We start from the raw sequence: 17914 nt of genomic DNA on the forward strand, positions 1-17914 counted from the left end.
GGTGAGTGAGCCTGGATACGTGTCCCCCCACCGACGCGGCCTCGGCTGGATCTGGCCCCGGCTGCGCGGCCGGTGGCCGGTGCTTCTGGTCGTCCTGGTCGCGGTGGCCGGTTGCGCGGTAGCCGCTGGGCTGGTCCGTCCCGGCAGCACGGTGGCGACCGCGGCCGTACTGATCAACCCGCTGGACGGCAACCCGTACTCGACCGGCGCGCGCGGGCAGAACCTCACCAACCTGCAGACCGAGGCCGCGCTGATCAGCGGCGACGCGGTCGTCAACGCGGCGAAGAAGGACCTCGGGTCCACCGACGACAACGCGACGCTGGCGAGCCGGGTGACGGTCGACAACCCGAGCAACACGCAGGTGCTTGAGATCAGTTATGCGGCGCGTACGAACGACAGCGCACTTCACGGGGCGAACGCCTTCGCTACCGCGTATTTGGCCGTACGGGCCCAGCGGGCGGCCGTGAACGATGCCGCCGAGCTGCGCCTTTACACCACCGAAGCGGCCAAAGTGCAGGCGTCCATGTCGTCGACCGCCGGCGAGCTCGCGAAGACTCCGGCCACCTCGCCGCGCGGGCAGGTGCTGACGCAGCAGCTGACCGTCTACTCGGCGCAGCTGGCGAAGCTGCAGGCCACCCTCAGCGACCTGCGAACCAACCCGCCGGACCCGGGCGAGGTCATCACGCCGGCGGCGACCGCGTCGACCGGCCTGGGCCTCGCGGTCTACGCGCTGGCTGGGCTGGTGCTCGGGCTGCTCGCGGCGGCCGCGCTGGCCGGTTGGCTGGCGCTCGCCGACGACCGCGTGCACGCGCCCGCCGACCTGGAACGGGCCGGTTTCGCAGGCCTTGGTCCGATCGTACGCACCGGCGCTGACCTGCCCAAACTGTTCTCCGACCCGGCCGCGCCCATCACCGAGGACGATCGGTCCCGGCGGATCACGGTCGCCGTCGGCGTCCCGTCCGTACCGGCGACGCTGCTGGTCGCTGGCGTGTGCGACGACTCGGCGTTGCCGGCCGCGGTCCGGTTGGCGGTCTCACTCGTACGCGCCGACAGCTCGGTGATCCTGGTCGACTCGGCCCGCGGCGGGCTGACCGACCTGGTCGAGGAAATGCCGTCGCCAGGCCTGTCCGAGGTGCTGCTGCGCCGCCGGGAGGCGTTGAAGGTGCTGCGCCGGCCGCAGCCGCGGCTGTCTTTCCTGGCCAGCGGCACCGAACCGGAAGAGGCCGCCGATCGGCTGCTCTCCGAGCGGTGGGGCGGGCAGCTGGGGGTCCTTACGCAGCACGCCGACTATGTCGTGTTGTGCGCACGAGAAGCGGCCGGTGCCGACGGTTTGGCGCTGGCGAACTCAGCGACCGCCGTCATCCTGTCCGCGACTTCCGGCCGTACCCGGCTGCGCGACCTGCGGGCCGCGAGCGACGAGCTGACCCGTTGCGGCGGCGAGGTGCTCGGGGTGTTCCTGACCGCTCCGGACGCTGGCCCGTCGGTGTCCGATGGTGGGCCAGTCGCGCGTACGCACGCGCCAGACGCCGCGGCAGCCGTCGCGCCGAAACGGCCGTCACCACGGTCCAAGGCGCCGGCCGAACCCGAGCCGGCGGGGGCCGACCGGTCGTGACGACGGCCCGGATCACCCCGGTCACCGGCTCCCCGGCCGGCAGCCTCGGGGCGATCGCCCGCGGCGGCACCGCGAACCTGATCGGTGCCGGCATCTCCGCGGTCGCCACCTTCGCGGTGGTCGCGATCGTCACCAACCGGGTGCCGGCCGAGGTGGCCGGCAGTTTTTTCGCCTCCACCTCGGTTTTCCTGGTCGCCATCGCGATCGCCGAACTCGGGTCGGACGTGTCGCTGGCCCGCTGGCTGCCGCACTACCTGGTGGAGCGACGTACGTCCGCGGCCCGCGTCTGCCTGCGGGTGTGCCTGCGGTCCGTGCTCATCGCCGGCCTGGTGTGTGGGGCCGCGATGCTGGTCGCCGGCCCGCCGCTGGCACCGCTGGTGGGCGGCGCGACCGACCAGCACGAAGTCGTCGTGGGACTGCTCGCGTTGGCGGTTTTCGTTCCTGTCGCCGGGGTTTACGACACGGTCATCGCGGCAACCCGCGGCTACGGGTCGATGCGACCGTCCGCGCTGGTGGAACGGGTCGGGCGGAGCCTGCTGCAGGTCGCCGCGGTGGCGCTGGCCGCGCTTGCCGGGGCCTCGCTCGCCTGGCTGTCGATCGCCTGGGCCATCCCGTACGGCGTCGGGCTGGTGGTCGGCTGGTGGTGGCTGCTCCGGCTGGTACGGGAGGCCGAGACCCAACGCCGGCCAAGCCCGATCGGGGCAGCCGCGGTGACCCGCGAATACTGGGCGTACACGATGCCGCGGGCGATCGCCCGGATCTGCCAGATCCTGTTGCAGCGCGCCGATATCATCCTGGTGGCGGTGCTGCGCTCGCCCACCGAAGCCGCCGTTTACACCGCGGCCACCCGATTTCTGGTGCTCGGCCAGTTGGTCGCGTTGGCAGTACAGAACGTTTTGGCTCCACAGCTCTCAAAACTACTGGCCCGCGGCGACCGAGTGGCCGCCGAGCGGGTCTTCCAGGTGACCACCGCCTGGACCATGGCGGTGACCTGGCCGCTCTATCTGATCAGCATTGGCCTCGCGCCGCTGCTGCTGTCGATTTTCGGCGGCACGTACGCGACCGGTGACCTCGTCGTCGTACTTTTGGCTGTCTCAACGGTGGTTTCCGCGGTCTGCGGGCCGGTGGACACCGTATTGTTGATGGCCGGCGGCAGCGGGCGCAGCCTGATCAACAACGCTCTCGCGCTGCTGGTCGACCTGGCGCTGGACATCCTGTTGATCCCGTCCATGGGCATGCTCGGCGCGGCCATCGGATGGGCGGCCGCGATCGTTGTTCGCAACGTCCTGCCGCTGCTTCAGGTCCGCGGCCAACTACAGATGACCCCCTTCACCAACGCGGTGTGGTGGGTTGCCGGCCTGACTGTGGTCTGCTTCGGCTTGCCGCCACTGGCCCTGCGGTTTTTCTTCGGCCTGCACTGGTGGTCCGCCGCCCTCGTCGTCGGCGTGAGCTGCGTCGTCTACGCGGTGGCCCTGCTGAGCCGGCCGGACCTGCTCGCCCTCGACTCTTTCGCCAGCATGGTGCCGCGCAGGCTGCGGCCACTGATCACCCATCGACCCGCTTCGCTAAAGGAAAACTACTCATGAAGTCTCTCCCCCGCCGAGCCCTGAACGCGGCCCGGTTCCGTGGCCGCCGGGCCGCCGCCCGCGGCCGGGTAACCGCTGTCGCACTGGCCGACCGGGCGACTGGGGCCGCTCGCCGATCGGTGCCCGCGCCGGTACGCCTGCGGCTGTCGCGGACTTTCCTGCGACCGTCGCAATCTTCGATGGTCGCTATCGATCAGCTGTTGCTGGGCGCGCAGGGCGGGCTCAGTCCCAAGGAATTTTCCCAGGCCACCGGCGATTTGCTGTGGCCGTCGACGCCCCTCGCCGCCGGTCCACACGTACAGTTGCTCGCCGCGGATGGCGCCCTCACCGACGAGCAGATCCTGGCCAGCCCGTACGGACAGCTCGGGTTGCGTTGCCTGAAAACCAGCGGCAGCTATTTCTGGGCCGACGCGCCGGCCGGGGTTGTCGAGGTCGCCCGCGATTTCCTTGCTCGCAAGGAAAGTTCATCGTACGAGCCAAGAGCGAACCAAAGCGGCCCGGCCGACCCGATCCTGGTGGAACGCATCCGAGGCTCGGAGTATTTCGGCGTACTCGACGGCCACCACCGGATCGCTTTGGCTTATGCCGCTGGGGAAACCACTGTCCCGGTGACGGTGAAGCGGACCACCGCGAGCACTCCACTGCAGGATCTGTTGCTGCGGATGAGCTGGCTGGACGGAACGAAGGAGCTTTATCAGCCTCTGCCAGCGCCGGAGCTGGAGCGCGGCTGGACGTTGGTCCGCCAGTGCACGGACCGGCTGGAAAAGATGCAGGCTTTCCTTTCCGCGCGCGGAATTTCGCCTGGATCCTATCTGGACGTGGCGAGTTGCTACGGATGGTTCGTCGCCCAGATGAGCGCCGCCGGATTCCTCGCCGAAGGCGTCGAACGTGACCCGCTCGCCCAACCGCTCGGCTCGGCCGTCTACGGCCTGCCAGCCAGCGTCGTCCACATTAGACAGTGCGAGGACTTCCTGGCCGCCGCCGGCCGCCGCTGGGACGTGGTCTCCTGCTTCAGCCTCCTGCACCACTTCGCCCTCGGCCGCGGCACCATCGGTCCAGCCGAACTCGTCCGGCTGCTGGACGAGGTGACCGGCAAGGTGCTCTTTTTGGACACCGGCCAGGACCACGAAGCCTGGTTCGGCACCAGCCTCGCCGGCTGGGACACCCCCCGCATCGCCGGCTTCCTCGCCGAACACGGCACCTTCGACGAAATCATCAACCTCGGCCCGGACAGCGACGGCGTCGGCCCGTACGCCGGCAACTACGGCCGCCACCTCTTCGCCTGCATCCGCCACTAACCCCTATCCCTTCCACGAGGGTGACGTTTGGGGCCGAAATGCCCCGTTTTTCCACCACCCTCACTAAGGTCAGCACTGTCGAAATCTTGGATCCGGTTCCGACTATCTGGTGAAGCGCCCAACCGATGGCGTCACAAGAGGAGAGTCATGGCAGACGCAGTGGTGCATTTCGAGATCATCGGCCAGGACCCGGCCATGCTTCGCGGTTACTACGGCGAGCTGTTCGGCTGGACGTACGACGTCGGGGACGCCTCCACCGAAGCGGTGTCGGCGCCGGGGCAGTACGGGTTCGTCACCGGCGGCGCGGACGGGATCAACGGTGGGGTTGCCGGTGGGCAGGGATACGAGAGCCGGGTCCTGTTCTACGTGGGCGTCCCGGATGTGGAGGCGGCGCTGCGTAAGGCCGAGAGCCTCGGCGGGAAACGCCGGATGGGACCGGAGGGGGCGCCCGGCAAGCTGGTCGTCGGCCAGTTCACCGACCCCGAGGGCCACCTGATCGGGGTCGCAGGACCAGCCTGACGCAACACAACCAGATCAGTCTGACGCAGACCAGCAGGGCAGCGGGGCCGCCGGTCAGGCGGCCCCAGCGGGAAAACCTAGGCCGGCTCCAGCGACCGATCGGACAGACCGGCCAGTGCCGCTGGCAACGGCGTGCTGTGCAGGACACCGAGCCGCTGGGTGGGTCGCGTCATGCCGACGTAGAGGTCGTTCCAGCCATATTCCGACTCGTCCACAATGGACTGTGGTTCGACCAGCACGACGGCATCGAATTCCAGGCCCTTGGACTGGGTCGCGGACATCACCGCGGCTCGGGCGAGAGATCCCTTGGGTGCCAGGAAAGCCGCCGGCAGAGCCTGCGCGAGCGCCAGGGCCAGCGCGCCCACCTGGGCCTCCGGGACGATGACGGCGAGGGTGCCCTCGCCGATCGCGGCCAGCTCGGTCTGCACCGCGCGGGCCACCTCGTCGGCCAGCGTGGCGGCTGACACGGCCAGACGCCACGGCGGCACGCCGGTGCTGCGTACCGACCGGGGCGCGGTCGCATCAGTGCTGACCTCGGCCAACACGTCGGCGGCCACGGACATGATCTCGTCCGGCGTCCGGTAGTTCACCGTCAGCTCGGCCATCCGCCAGCGATCCCTGACGTACGGCCGCAAAACCTCGGCCCACGAGCCGGCGCCGGCCGCCACCGACCGCTGCGAGATGTCACCGACAATGGTCATCGACCGGCTCGGGCAGCGCCGCATCAGCGACCGCCACGCCATCGAGGACAGCTCCTGCGCCTCATCGACGATGACGTGTCCGAAGGTCCACTGCCGATCCGCGGCGGCCTTTTCCGCGGTCGTCTCATATTCCTTGCTGCTATAGCGATTTGCCAGCTGCTGCGCGGAAATCGCGTCCATCGCCTGCAGGACTTCCTCGTCGGCGTGGTCCGCCGGGGTCATCACTTCCAGCACACCCTGCGCGTATTCGACCTCGCGGGCGGCGGCCAGCGCGGCCTGCCGCTCGGCCTCCCGGTTGTCCTGCCCGAGCAGCTCGGCGGCCTCGTCCAGCAGCGGTACGTCCGCCGGCGTCCACGGCGATCCGGGCCGGCGCCGCAGCAATGCCCTGTCCTGGGCGGAAAAACGGCCGGCGGCGATCTGCAACCGGCGGTCGCTGGCGAAAAGATCGGTGAGCAGCCGCTCCGGCGTGAGCAGCGGCCACAGGTTGTTGATCGCGGCTTGGACGGCCGGGTCCTCCCGAAGCTCGGAACGCACGTCCTCCATGTCCCCACGCTGCAGGAACTTGTCACCGAGCTTGCGTGCGTACTGGTCGCTCAACGCCCGGACGATGGCACGGGCGAAATTCGCCCTGGCGAGGTTGTGGGGCTGCCGGGACGACCGGGCGCGGTCGCGCGCTTTCACGCAGGTCTGCCTGTTCAGCCGCAACGGGTAGCTGTCGACGGTCACCTCCAGCATCGACTCGGGCAGCTCCTGCCGGTCTCGTACGGCCGCGGCCAGCACCCCGACCATCGCCGCGCGGCCCTTCACCGCGGCCACCTTGGGCGACTCGGTGCCGGTCGCGGTCAGCCCGGGCAGCAGGTCGCCGAGGTCGGAGAGCAAGACGTCGGTTTCGCCCAGCGATGGCAGCACATCGGCGATGTAGCGAACGAAGGTGGCATTGGGCCCGAGCACCAGAACGCCCTGCTTGCGCAGCCGTTTGCGGTGGGTGTAAAGCAAAAACGCGGCGCGGTGCAGAGCGACCGCGGTCTTTCCGGTGCCAGGACCACCTTGTACGACCAGAACACCGTCGGAATGGGCGCGGATCACCGCGTCCTGCTCGGCCTGAATGGTCGCCACGATGTCACCCATCGTGCCCGTACGGTTGGCGTTGAGGGCAGCGAGCAGCGCGCCTTCGCCGTTCAGTGTGCTGATATCGGCGTCATTCAAAGACGCCAAATCGAAGATCTCGTCGTCGATGCCGGTGACCTGCCGGCCGCGCATCTTCACGTGCCGGCGCCGCCGTACTCCGCTGGAAGTCGCGGCGGTCGCCGTGTAGAACGGTTGCGCGGCCGGCGCCCGCCAGTCCACCAGCAGCGGCTCATAGTCGTTGGCAGGGTCGAAAAGACCGAGCCGGCCGACGTAGAACCGGTCGTCGTTGGTCAGGTCGAGCCGGCCGAAACACAGCCCGTAGTCGACCGACCGGAGCTGCGCCAGCCGATCGGCATACATCGAGTACGAGGCATCCCGCTCGACCTGCGCACCGGGCGTCCCGCCAATGCCCTGGCCCAGCACCTCACGGAGCCGCTGCTCGGTGGTTTCCCGCTGCCCGTCGAGATGGCGGTACAGAACGGCCAGATACTTACGCTCGCTTTCCAGCTCACTCTCGCGAAATTCGGTACCGTTACTCAAAGGATCCGGCTTAGTGCCGGACACTGGGCTTGACAACGAAGCAGCTCCTTGGTATCTTTGATGCCAATGGATTTATGTGTCGTTTTTGTAGTTTTCTCAGCAACATAATTTACCACAACGAGCCTCCCTTGTCGGATGCTCGTTCTTTTTTTTGCCCTCTCACGGTTTGACCATCTCTCGTCCTCACTATATTCTCAGTAGGTCATATACCTGAGGAGGCATTTTATGACTCGCTGCGTACCGGATTTGTCCGACCGGCCATACGCCCTGACCGTCCAGCGGCGAATGCCGCTCACTCCCGACGCGCTTTTCACCGCCTGGACCGAACAGTTCGGTGTCTGGTTCGCGGTCCCGGAGTCGGTGCTGATGAAGCCGGCGATCGACGTGCCGTTCTTCTTCGCCACCGCGTTCCAAGGCACCCTGCACCCGCATTACGGCCGGTTTCTGCGTTTGGAGCCCGGCCGGCTGGTCGAGCTCACCTGGGTGACCGGAGCCGGCGGCACCGAGGGTGCCGAGACGGTCGTCACGGTCGAGTTCTCCCCGGCCGCCGAGGGCACGTTGGTACGCCTCACCCACGCCGGTTTCCCGCGGGCGGAGCTGCGCGACCGTGCCGAAGCCGCTTGGCCGCTCGTACTGGAGCAGATGGAGCAGCAACTAGTGTCGTACGTTCACGACGGTGTTTCCTGACAGCGAACGAAAAGCGGTCAACGACCGGCCGGACGAGTCGATCCGGGTGGCGCCGACCGGGTTGGTTGCGGCCGCGTTCCAGTAGACAAGCGCTTTGACAGCAGGAAAATGTCGCAACCCGGCCGGCACCGCGGCGAAATAGCCGGACTTGGCGGCCGGCTGGCCGGGCTGCTCGTCCACTCCCCACTCGGCCAGAATGATCGGCTTGCCGGGATGTTTTCGCATTGCCCAGTCATAGAAGCCCGGCCAGGACGGGTCCGCGAAGTCTCGCCGATTCACGGTGCCGGCGAAGCCCGTACGCCACAGCGGGTTGGAGCCGAAGACGTACGGATCCTCAGCGACCCAGTCCACCACATCATCGCCGGGATAGAGCTGGTCGAACCATGGCTGGCCGCCCCATTTCGGGGTGCCGAGGTAGTTCATCACCGTCACGGCGTTGCGTACGCCGTCGGATCGCAGGCGCACCACGACATGCCGGAACATCGCCGCGTAGTCCTTCGCGGTGAAGCCAGAACTCGCCTGGTCGACCTCGTTCTCCGGCTCGTGGTGGACGACGAGAAAGAACGGCTTGGTGAAGTTTGCCTTCAGGTACGCCGCTTCCCGATCGATCTCGCCGTCGACCGCACCAGCGGCCACCTGCGCCCAGCTGTGACCGGCTTCGGGTTTCCAGTTCTCCAGAAGAAAACGCTGGTCGGCGCGGCGGATTTCGTCAGCGGTCGGGAACAGTTCGCGGTCGCGGTGGTAGAAATGCGCGATGTCCACCCGCCGGCCCATCCGCGACTCGTACGCCAGCAGCGCCTGATCCCACGACTCTCCCGCCAGCGGATTCGCTGCCACGCCCCACCAAACGCCGCACGACGGCACCAACGTCTGGGAAACTCGGCAGGCCGGCTCTGGACGCGGCGCAGCGGCGCAACCCGCGAGCACCAGCACCATCGCCAGGCAACAACAACTTATCCGGACAAACCGCCGCACCGGCCGAGCCTACGGCCTCGCTTGTGGTGCGTAGGCTGCGGTCGTGCCTTCTGATATTCCGTGGCGTGGCCGGACCGGGCTGCCGCCGGTCAACAACGGCGTGCCGGAGCATGGCCGGGTGCCCAAGTACTTCGCGGTGGCCCGGCAGGTGTCGGCCATGCTGGCGGACCTGCGGCCGGGCGATCCAGTGCCGACCGAACGCGAGCTGGTCGAGCAGCTGGGATGTGCCCGCGAGACGCTCAGACGCGCACTGGACGAGCTGGTGCTGGCCGGCCGGCTGCACCGTACGCGCGGTCGCGGAACCACCGTCGCGGAGCCGAAACTGATCCTGCCGTTGGTGTTGCGCAGCTACACCGAGTCGCTCGCCGACGCCGGGATGAGCCCGCAGCGGCGGCCGGTGCGCGGTGAGGTGATCGCCGCCGGCCCGGTGCTGGCCGGCAAGCTCGGCATCGCCAACGGTGACAAGGTCGTGCACCTGGAGCGGTTACTGATCGCTGAGAACGAGCCGATCGGGCTGGAGAGCACCTACGTCTCGCTGGCCAGGTTTCCCACCATCCTTGAAGATTTCGACCCGACCACCTCGCTTTACCGTACGTACGTGACGGCGTACGGGATTCGGCTCACGACCGGCCAGGAAATCATCGAGACCGTGCTCGCGTCGCCCCGGGAGGCGCAACTGCTCGGCACCAACCCGGCGTTGCCGATGTTGCTGATGCACCGCGACACCTGGGACGAGGCTGGTGAGCCGGTCGAGCACGTACGCGCGTTGTGGCGCGGCGACCGGTACGCCGTCACCACGGCCCTGCGGGGATAGGAAAAGCCGGCTCCCGGTGGCGCCGGGAGCCGGCTTTGTTATTTGTTACCCCGTCACGTACCCGTGGCGGCGAGGGTGCGCCAGGTGGCGGCGTCCACGACGCCGGTCACCGCAAGGTCGAAGTGGGTCTGGAATCGCTTCACGACCGCCTCGGTGCCCGCGTCGTAAACCCCGGTGCCGGCGTCAATGCCTGGCGATTCGAACACCTCGTATCCGTTGTTGAGCAACTCTTCCTGCACGGCCTTGACGGCGTCGCCGGTGTCATTGCTGCGGACCGTGACCAGCAGCGCGTCCCAGGTGTGCGCATTCAGCGTGCCGTCGGCCGGCAATCCGTGCGCGGCCTGGAAAGTTTTGAGCGCGGCAGTGGTTTCCGGGCCGAATTTGCCGTCGCCCGCGGCGGGAATCGACGCACCGGCAGCGGTGAGCAGAAACTGCGCGGCCGAAACACTCGCGTCGGAGGCTCCTTCCTTGCGAATGGGCCAGGAACATACCGAATCGGTGCCGCGCTCGACGAGTTCGCGCCACGTCCGGCCCTCAACGACACCGTCGGCGGGCAGGTCGATCGCTGGATCCGCTTGGAAAGTCTTGATCGCCTGCTCGGTGGCACTGTCGTACGTGCCGGTGACCGCCAGCCCCAGCTCCACCTGCACGGCCTTCACCGCGGGTCCATCGCTGGTCTTGCCAACAGTCACCGCGAGGGCGTCCCAGGTGGACGGTCCGAGCACGCCGTCGATTTTGATTTGGTGGTGGAACTGGAGAAACTTCACGGCTCGTACGGTCGCCGCGTCGTACGAACCGGTCGGCTGGGCGGTCGCCGGCAGCTCACCGGCGGCGGCCAGCAGGAACTGCGCCGAGGTCACATTGCGGCCAGTGGCCCCCGCGGTCAGTGGCAGCCAACCGCACAGGGTGTTGCTGAGCGTGGGCGCGGCGGCCGCTGGCGTACTCGCCGCTGGTACGAGCGCCGCCGCGAGCAGTCCCGCGGCGATGAGTCTTTTCCTGAAACGCATCGTGTTCTCCTCGTTCTCGCGGCTCAGATGAGGCCGGCGAGGTGCTGTTTCATCGCCGTGATCGAGGTGGTGAAAGGCATCAGCGGATGCGGCGCCTGGGTGACGGTGTCCTGCACCGCCAGGAAGTCGAGCACGTTGTCGTCCTGGACCAACGCGAACTGCCGGTAGCCGGTGACGGTCCTGCCGGGGAGTGTCTGCTCGTACGCCCAGACTGGAATGTTCTGGATCGTGGTGACCTTGTGAACATTGATCCGGGCCGGCGGCGCCGAACATCCGGCGAGGTCGGTGTTCCACTGGGCGGCCACGGCCGAAGCGGCGGCCGCGTTCGGGTAGCGCAGGACGATGTTCGACTCGACCAGGTAAGGCAGGTCGGGCAGCAGCGGATCCTCGATGATCCCGGAACCGTAGACACCGTCGAGGTCGCCCAGTGGCCTGCTGGGGTGCCAGCACGCTGGCACCGTCCCGGCCGGGGCCTGGTCGAAAGGCACCACCGGGTTCAACGTGTAGCTGGCGCTGTAGGGAAGCTCCGGGTTGACCAGCGCGACCTGCTGCAACGGCAGCGGGACGGTGGCCAGCGGCGGCGGGTCGGCGGCGGCCGGCGCAGTGGAGGCGAGGACGAGCGCGGACACGGCAGCGGTCGCGGCGACTGCGAACGTTGTCATCTTTCGCCGAACAGACAAGGGATCACCAATCTTTGTGAGGACAGGGATGCAAACGAGCCACGCCGATGGTCGTCAGCGCAATACACGAGTGGCCGGTCGGAACGGTTCAATGTTTCGCGAAGTTATTCTCGATTTTCTCGAGGGATGTCGCTGACCTCAACAAACACCGGTCCTTTCGTGCTGCGGACAGGAATGTTTCCGGCTTCGCTGAAAGAGTGAACGCGTGACATGGTGACGATTGTCAAGAGCGGCGTGGCTCGCCCGCCAAATGGGCCGCATATACGTATCAGCGAGAAATGTCCGTTGTCAAGGCAGGATTCGCCGTACCAGCGAATTTCGTTTCCCGGAAACTTTCCTGACCGCAGGGCAGATGCCAGGAATAGGTCAGTTGACTGACTATAACGAGATAATAACAGGTCTAGACAACTGTTCACCTCTAGGTCATCCCGATGGCGACCAGGTGTCCAGTTGGGGTCAGCCGCGCCGGGCACCCTCTTGGACATGCGAATACTCATCGTGGGCGGCGGAGTGCTCGGCACCATGCATGCGTGGCATGCGGTCCGCCGCGGCCACCAGGTCGTCCAACTCGAACGTGACGCGGGTCCGCGGGCGGCAACCGTCCGCAACTTCGGACTGGTATGGGTGTCCGGCCGCGCCCCTGGTGCCGAGACCACGGTGGCACTGCGGGCGCGAGAGCTCTGGGAGGAGATCGGGAAAGCCGCCCGAGGGCTGAAATTCCGCGCCGCCGGATCTCTGACAATTGTCAACACAGACGCCGAAGTAGCCGTGCTGGAACAGGTGATGGCGTTGCCGGACGCCGCCGATCGAGAGCTGAAGCTGCTCGACGCGGGCGAGGCGCGAGCCCTGGAGCCGGCGTTGGGCGCGGACCTTCGGGCCGCGCTCTGGTGCGGACGGGACGCCATCGTGGAACCACGACTGGTGCCTGGCGCCCTCCGCCAGGCGCTAGCGGCTTCCGGGCGCTATCAGTTCCTGCCGGGGCGTACGGTCGTGGATGCCGACACCGGGATCGTTCGTGATCACCTCGGCGACACCCACCACGGCGACGCGGTGGTGATCTGCCCGGGCGCCGAACATTCGATCCTGGGCGGAAAAGCACTGTCGGGGCTGCACCGCTGCCGGCTGCAGATGATGCAGACCGCGCCGTTGGACATCCCACTGCGAACAGCGCTCGCAGATGGCGACTCGCTCCGCTACTACCCCGTTTTCGACGTACCAGCACGGAAAAACCTGCCAGCTCCGAGTCCAGCCACGGACCGCTGGCGGATGCAGTTGCTGTGTGTCCAGCGGGCCGATGGCGGGCTGACGATCGGCGACACGCACGCGTACGACGAACCGTTCGACGTTGGTGTCGCCGAGGAGGCGTACGACGAGCTGCGCGGCCGGGCCGAACGGATTCTCGGCCGTACGATCCCGAAAACCGTGACCCGCTGGGCCGGTGTCTACTCCCAGCAACCCGAACCGGTGGCAGCGGTGGAATCCCGGCACGTCCTCACCGCCGGGGTCCACCTGATCACCGGGCTGGGCGGCCGCGGCATGACCGCGTCGCCAGCGGTCGCCGAAACAACCGCGAAGGAGCTGAACTGGTGACCGGATTTTCGTTGGTATGCCTGGACATGGCTGGCACCACCGTACGCGACGACGGGGTGGTGGAAACGGCGTTCGCGGGCGCCGCGCAAGCTCTCGGCCTAGCCCAGGGCACCTCGGCGTTCGATGAGGCTCTGTCGTACGTACGCGAGACGATGGGGCAAAGCAAGATCGACGTGTTCACCCATCTGTTCGGCGCCGACCGAGCCGAGAACGCCGTTCAGATCTTCGAAAAGGACATGACCGCGGCGATCGCGTCCGGTCAGGTGACTGCTCTGCCGGGCGCGGTCGAAACCTTTGCCGAACTGCGCGAAGGTGGGTTGAAGATCTGTCTCACCACCGGATTTTCGCCCGCCACGAGGGAAGCTATCCTCGAAGTCCTGCAGTGGACCTCGCTGGTCGACCTGGCACTGTCGCCGGCCGACGCCGGTCGCGGCCGGCCCTTTCCCGACATGATCCTCACGGCCGTCCTGCGGCTCGCCATTGACGACGTACGCACGGTCGCCGTCGCCGGCGACACGGTTTCCGACCTCTTGGCCGGCACCCGGGCCGGCGCCGCTCTGGTGGCCGGCGTGACCACCGGCGCGCACACCGCCGACCAGTTGACCCACGCACCGCACACCCACATTCTGCCCAGCGTTCACGACCTCGTTCCGTTGCTCACCGAGAATGCCTAAAAGAATCTGGAAGGGTTTCGCCATGAGTCGCTTCTCCCGTGCTCGTACGCTGGCCGTCGCGGCTGGCTGCGTGCTGCTCGGACTGACCGCCGGCTGCGGTGGCACCGCCGGTGCCACCACGAATGCCACCACTGTGACCGTTTACACAGCCGATGGTCTCGCCGACTGGTACACCCCGACTTTCGCTGCCTTCACCAAGAAGACCGGCATCAAGGTGCAGATCGTCGAAGACGGTTCCGGAGTGGTGGAATCCCGGGTGGAAAAGGAGGCCCACAACCCGCAGGCCGACCTGCTGATCACCCTCCCACCCTTCATTCAGAAGGCCGCGAAGGCCGGTGTGGTGACCGACCTGTCCACAGTGGACGGGGTGAGCGCGGTGCCGGCCGCCGACCGCGACCCGAAAGGTCTGTGGACTTCGGTGGTCAACAACTATCTGTGTTTCGTCTACAACCCCAAATACCTGGCCAAGCCGACCGGCTGGAACGACCTGCTGAGCCCGAAACTGGCCGGCAAGCTGCAGTATTCGACGCCCGGCCAGGCCGGGGACGGCACCGCGGTCCTGGTGTTGGCGAGCCATCAGCTGGGTGGCACCCCGGCCGCCCTGCAGTATCTGAAGAAGCTGCAGACCAACAACAAGGGGCCGTCCGCCTCCACCGGCAAGTTGCAGCCGCTGGTCACCAAGGGTGAGCTTTACGTGGCCAACGGGGACGTGCAGATGGATCTGGCCTTGATCGCCAACGAAAAAGCGGGCTTGGACCTCTGGTTCCCGCGGAACAGCACCGGAAAACCGGAGACCTTGGCACTGCCGTACGCGGCCGGGCTGGTCACCAAGGCACCGCACGGCGACGCTGGAAAACAGCTTCTGTCCTACCTGCTCTCAAAAGACGCACAGTCCACTGTGGCCAAGACCGCGTTCGGCGTACCGGTGCTGACCGGGCTGCCGGCCGATCCAGCGCTGGGCAAGCTGCAAACGACGATGGACGGTGTGCAGATCTACCACCCGGACTGGAACGCGGTGCTCGCGTCGCTGGACCAGGACGTCGCCGCGTACAACACCGCCACCGGCCAGGCCTGAGATGACTCCCGGCATCGAGCTCGATCAGGCAACCGTTACGTACCAACGAAACACCGTTCTGGATGGCTTCAGCCTGACCGTCGACGCGGGCGAGCTGGTGGCGGTCCTGGGGCCTAGCGGCTCGGGGAAGACGACCGCGCTGCGAGCGGTGGCCGGCTTCGTCCCGCTGGCGTCCGGCACCGTACGGTTGTCCGGCCGAGACGTCACCGGGATGCCACCGCACCGCCGCGACCTCGGCCTCGTGGTGCAGTCGTACGCACTGTTCCCGCACATGAGCGTCGCGGAAAACGTCGCGTTCGGGCCAAAATCCCGAGGCGTACGGAAAGTCGACATCGCCGAGAGAGTCCGCGAGTCGCTGGCCATGGTCGGCATGGCCAGCTTCGCTGACCGGGCTCCCCGGCAGCTGTCGGGCGGCCAGCAGCAGCGAGTGGCGATCGCCAGGGCACTAGCGGTGAAGCCAAAAGTCCTGCTGCTGGACGAACCACTGTCCGCATTGGACGCGGCCCTGCGGTCGGAAATGACCGCCGAGATCGACCGGCTGCACCGGGCCCTGCCGGCGGTGTCGATCCTTTACGTCACCCACGACCAGACCGAGGCGTTGACGCTGGCCGACCGCATCGCCGTGTTGGCCGCCGGAAAACTGGTCGACGTGGGCACCGCGCAGGATCTCTACCTCCGGCCGCCGTCCGCGTTCACCGCGAGTTTCCTGGGCGCCGCGAACGTGCTGCCGGTGCAGGTTTTGGGCGCTGAGCGTACGAATGTGCTGCGCATCCAGCTCGGTGAGCACATCCTGACCGCGGCCGGGCCAGCCGACCATCGGCCGGGCGCCGCACAGCTGGCGATCCGGCCGCACCGGCTGCGGATCGAGACGGACCACAGCGACGGCACCAATCGGCTGCCCGGCCGGATCAGCGCCGTACAGTGGCGCGGCTCGAGTTTCCGTACGACAGTGGCCCTGGACGGCGGCGGCGAGGTGGTCGTCGAGTCGCCGGCGACCGGATCCGCACCGACCGCCGGCGAGCGAGCCGTCCTTGTCTTCGACCCCACCGACGGTGTCGTCGTACCGGCCGAGCTGGTCGCGTCATGACCGCGGTTGCGACCTCGATGGCTCGGCCCGCGACGCGGCCGAGCCCGCGCAGGACCGCGGCTCCCGGGCCGCTGCTGTGGGTGCTCCCACCACTGCTGATCCTGCTCGGCGTCGTCGGATATCCGCTGGTCATGGTCGTACGGGAGTCGTTCCTGCACCGCGACGGGCCGCTCGCGGCCGGCACCGTGACGGCCGCCGGCTACACCGGTCTGCTGTCGTCCAGCACCTTCGTGGACGCGCTTTTCACCACTGTGAAAGTCGCGGTGACAGCCACCATCGGCTGCCTGGTGCTCGGCGCCGCGATCGCGATCGTGGTGTCGCTCGTACCTTTTCCCGGCGCCAGCGCGGTGGCCCGGATTATCGACACCGTGGTCGCTTTCCCGTCCTTCCTGATCACCCTCTCGCTGGCTTTTCTCTACGGTGGCGCGGGATTGCTGACCGGGCCGCTCGGACTGCCCGACCTGACCGGCAGTTGGTGGGCTTTGGTCGTCGCCGAAATCACTTTCTATACGCCTTTTGTCGTACGTCCACTGCTTGCCGCTTTCAGCCAGCTCGACCCGGCTTTGTTAGAAGTAGCAGCGAGTTTGGGCGCACGGCCGGGCCGGGTGTTGCGCCGGGTGGTGCTGCCGGAGGCGCTGCCAGCGCTGCTGGCCGGCGGGAGTCTTTGTCTGCTGCTCACGCTGAACGAATTTGGGATCGTGCTTTTCCTTGGCGTCAAAGGCGTACAGACACTGCCGGTGCTGGTCTACTCGTACGCTGTGCTCGGCTCGTCCGCGCAGGCCGGCACAGCAGCCGCGGTCGCGGTGATCAACACCCTCCTGTCGCTGGCGCTTTATCTGGTCTACCGAGCGGCTTTGGCGCGGATCGGAGGTCGTCGTGCTGGTGTGGTCTAGGCGGGGCCGCTGGTTGGTCTGGGGCAGCACCGTCCTCATCGCCGCGGTGGTTTTCGGGCTGCCGCTGGCCACCATCGCGGTGGCCGGATTTTCCCGTCAGTGGAGCGGCGCGTTGCCCACCGGGCTCACCCTCGGGCGCCTCGTGGACGCGTTATCGGGCAACGATCTCGCGTCGCTTTCGGTCAGCGTGCAGACCGCGGCGGCGGCGAGCGCGGTGTCGATCGTGGTGGGCAGCTGGGCGGCGATGTCCGTACGAGCGTTGCCGCGCGGTGCCCGCGGCGTCCTCGACGCGGCCTTCCTGCTGCCGATCGCGGTGCCGTCGGTGGTGATGGGACTCGGCGTGCTGGCGGCCTTCAACACCGTCCTGTCCGGCACCGCCGTCATCGTGATCGTCGCCCACGTCGCGCTGGTGCTGCCCTTCACGTACGCGTCGGTCAGCGCTGGCCTGGACCGCCTCGACCCGCTGCTGGCGCACGTCGCGGCCAGCCTCGGCGCCGGCCCGGCGACGATCCTGCGCCGCATCACGCTGCCGCTGCTCGCGCCGTCCCTGCTCGCCTCCGGTGGGCTGGCTTTCGCGCTCAGCATGGGCGAACTCGGCGCCACCTCGTTCGTCTACCCGCCGACCTGGCAGACCCTGCCAGTCACCATCGGGGCCCTGACCGGCCGCGGCAGCGTCCTGCAAGCAAGCGCCGTCGCCGTCGTCCTGCTGGTGACCACCCTGCTGGTATTGGTCGGATTGTCCGCTGTGCGCACCCGCGCCAGCTACCGCTGAGACTTTCGACCCTGCCCGGGCTGCCCAAATGACCAGTTGAACGAACCCGGCGCGACGTGTCAGGCTTGACCCAGTCCCCACCGACTCCCCCCGTGGTCGGTGGGGACTACCACGTCCAGGCCTCGGTCGTCACCACGCCCTTGCACCGCTTCGCGAACGCTCGACTTTGTCCCTTTTTGTTACGTTTACGATTGGTCGAGTGTGCAGGAATCACTTGAGCCGCAGAGGTAACCGACGGGTCCGGAGTGCAGGACACTAATCCCAAGATGTGGGCCA

General features: G+C 67.5%; 16 protein-coding genes. 12 read left to right on the forward strand and 4 right to left on the reverse strand.

The genetic code is table 11. The features are described from left to right. The first annotated feature begins 1 nt into the window (after position 1). The 4 genes from ABD301_RS20895 to ABD301_RS20910 all read left to right on the forward strand — a co-directional run bounded on the left by ABD301_RS20895 (position 2) and on the right by ABD301_RS20910 (position 5015). Positions 2-1612: a hypothetical protein gene (locus ABD301_RS20895; protein WP_344311968.1), complete on the forward strand. Its 1611-nt coding sequence runs from the start codon at positions 2-4 to the stop codon at positions 1610-1612. After that, positions 1609-3198 (forward strand): lipopolysaccharide biosynthesis protein, encoded by a 1590-nt coding sequence (locus ABD301_RS20900; protein ID WP_344311969.1) that lies wholly within the window; start codon positions 1609-1611, stop codon positions 3196-3198. The genes ABD301_RS20895 and ABD301_RS20900 overlap by 4 nt, the downstream gene beginning before the upstream one ends. Continuing rightward, complete coding sequence (locus ABD301_RS20905) at positions 3195-4496, forward strand: ParB N-terminal domain-containing protein (protein ID WP_344311971.1); 1302 nt, start codon at positions 3195-3197, stop codon at positions 4494-4496. The genes ABD301_RS20900 and ABD301_RS20905 overlap by 4 nt, the downstream gene beginning before the upstream one ends. Positions 4497-4643: 147 nt before the next feature. Next, positions 4644-5015, forward strand: a complete 372-nt coding sequence (locus tag ABD301_RS20910) for a VOC family protein (RefSeq protein ID WP_163569546.1) — start codon at positions 4644-4646, stop codon at positions 5013-5015. 77 nt (positions 5016-5092) lie between these two features. Here ABD301_RS20910 and ABD301_RS20915 read toward each other — a convergent pair whose 3' ends face one another. Continuing rightward, the gene (locus ABD301_RS20915) at positions 5093-7384 is read right to left on the reverse strand and encodes a HelD family protein (protein ID WP_344311974.1); all 2292 of its coding nucleotides are present in this window, start codon (positions 7382-7384) and stop codon (positions 5093-5095) included. Between the two features lie 225 nt (positions 7385-7609). On the opposite strand from ABD301_RS20915, the gene ABD301_RS20920 reads away from it, so the two are divergent. Next, positions 7610-8071 carry an SRPBCC family protein gene (locus ABD301_RS20920; protein WP_344311976.1) on the forward strand — a complete coding sequence of 154 codons (462 nt, stop codon included), beginning with the start codon at positions 7610-7612 and terminating at the stop codon, positions 8069-8071. Here the strand turns inward: ABD301_RS20920 and ABD301_RS20925 are convergent. Further along, on the reverse strand, positions 8039-9046 hold the full coding sequence (locus ABD301_RS20925) for a glycoside hydrolase family 26 protein (RefSeq protein ID WP_344311977.1): 1008 nt from the start codon (positions 9044-9046) through the stop codon (positions 8039-8041). The genes ABD301_RS20920 and ABD301_RS20925 overlap by 33 nt on opposite strands. Positions 9047-9146: 100 nt before the next feature. Here ABD301_RS20925 and ABD301_RS20930 point away from each other — a divergent pair, with 100 nt between their 5' ends. Beyond that, positions 9147-9860 (forward strand): GntR family transcriptional regulator, encoded by a 714-nt coding sequence (locus ABD301_RS20930; protein WP_279581175.1) that lies wholly within the window; start codon positions 9147-9149, stop codon positions 9858-9860. Positions 9861-9913: 53 nt separating this feature from the next. On the opposite strand, the gene ABD301_RS20935 is transcribed toward ABD301_RS20930, so the two are convergent. Together ABD301_RS20935 and ABD301_RS20940 are read right to left on the reverse strand one after the other, a co-directional pair. Then, positions 9914-10867 carry a peptidoglycan-binding domain-containing protein gene (locus tag ABD301_RS20935; RefSeq protein ID WP_344311978.1) on the reverse strand — a complete coding sequence of 318 codons (954 nt, stop codon included), beginning with the start codon at positions 10865-10867 and terminating at the stop codon, positions 9914-9916. A gap of 23 nt (positions 10868-10890) precedes the next feature. Further along, a complete protein-coding gene (locus tag ABD301_RS20940; RefSeq protein WP_344311979.1) occupies positions 10891-11529 on the reverse strand; it encodes a hypothetical protein in 639 nt (212 codons plus the stop codon). Positions 11530-12030: 501 nt separating this feature from the next. On the opposite strand from ABD301_RS20940, the gene ABD301_RS20945 reads away from it, so the two are divergent. From ABD301_RS20945 to ABD301_RS20970, 6 genes are read left to right on the forward strand one after another with little or no spacing between them, the layout of a single operon-like run. Next, positions 12031-13137, forward strand: coding sequence for a TIGR03364 family FAD-dependent oxidoreductase (locus ABD301_RS20945; protein ID WP_344311980.1), 1107 nt, complete (start codon positions 12031-12033; stop codon positions 13135-13137). Then, positions 13134-13811: a phosphonatase-like hydrolase gene (locus tag ABD301_RS20950; RefSeq protein WP_344311981.1), complete on the forward strand. Its 678-nt coding sequence runs from the start codon at positions 13134-13136 to the stop codon at positions 13809-13811. The genes ABD301_RS20945 and ABD301_RS20950 overlap by 4 nt, the downstream gene beginning before the upstream one ends. Positions 13812-13833: 22 nt before the next feature. Next, the gene (locus ABD301_RS20955; RefSeq protein WP_344311982.1) at positions 13834-14886 is read left to right on the forward strand and encodes a 2-aminoethylphosphonate ABC transporter substrate-binding protein; all 1053 of its coding nucleotides are present in this window, start codon (positions 13834-13836) and stop codon (positions 14884-14886) included. A gap of 1 nt (position 14887) precedes the next feature. Then, the gene (locus tag ABD301_RS20960) at positions 14888-15973 is read left to right on the forward strand and encodes an ABC transporter ATP-binding protein (RefSeq protein ID WP_344311983.1); all 1086 of its coding nucleotides are present in this window, start codon (positions 14888-14890) and stop codon (positions 15971-15973) included. Continuing rightward, positions 15970-16866, forward strand: coding sequence for a 2-aminoethylphosphonate ABC transporter permease subunit (locus ABD301_RS20965; RefSeq protein ID WP_344311984.1), 897 nt, complete (start codon positions 15970-15972; stop codon positions 16864-16866). Before ABD301_RS20960 ends, ABD301_RS20965 begins: the two co-directional genes overlap by 4 nt. After that, complete coding sequence (locus ABD301_RS20970) at positions 16850-17638, forward strand: ABC transporter permease (RefSeq protein WP_344311985.1); 789 nt, start codon at positions 16850-16852, stop codon at positions 17636-17638. Before ABD301_RS20965 ends, ABD301_RS20970 begins: the two co-directional genes overlap by 17 nt. Positions 17639-17914: the final 276 nt, after the last annotated feature.

Source organism: Fodinicola feengrottensis (assembly GCF_039530045.1).
GTDB classification, from domain to species: Bacteria; Actinomycetota; Actinomycetes; order Mycobacteriales; family HKI-0501; genus Fodinicola; species Fodinicola feengrottensis.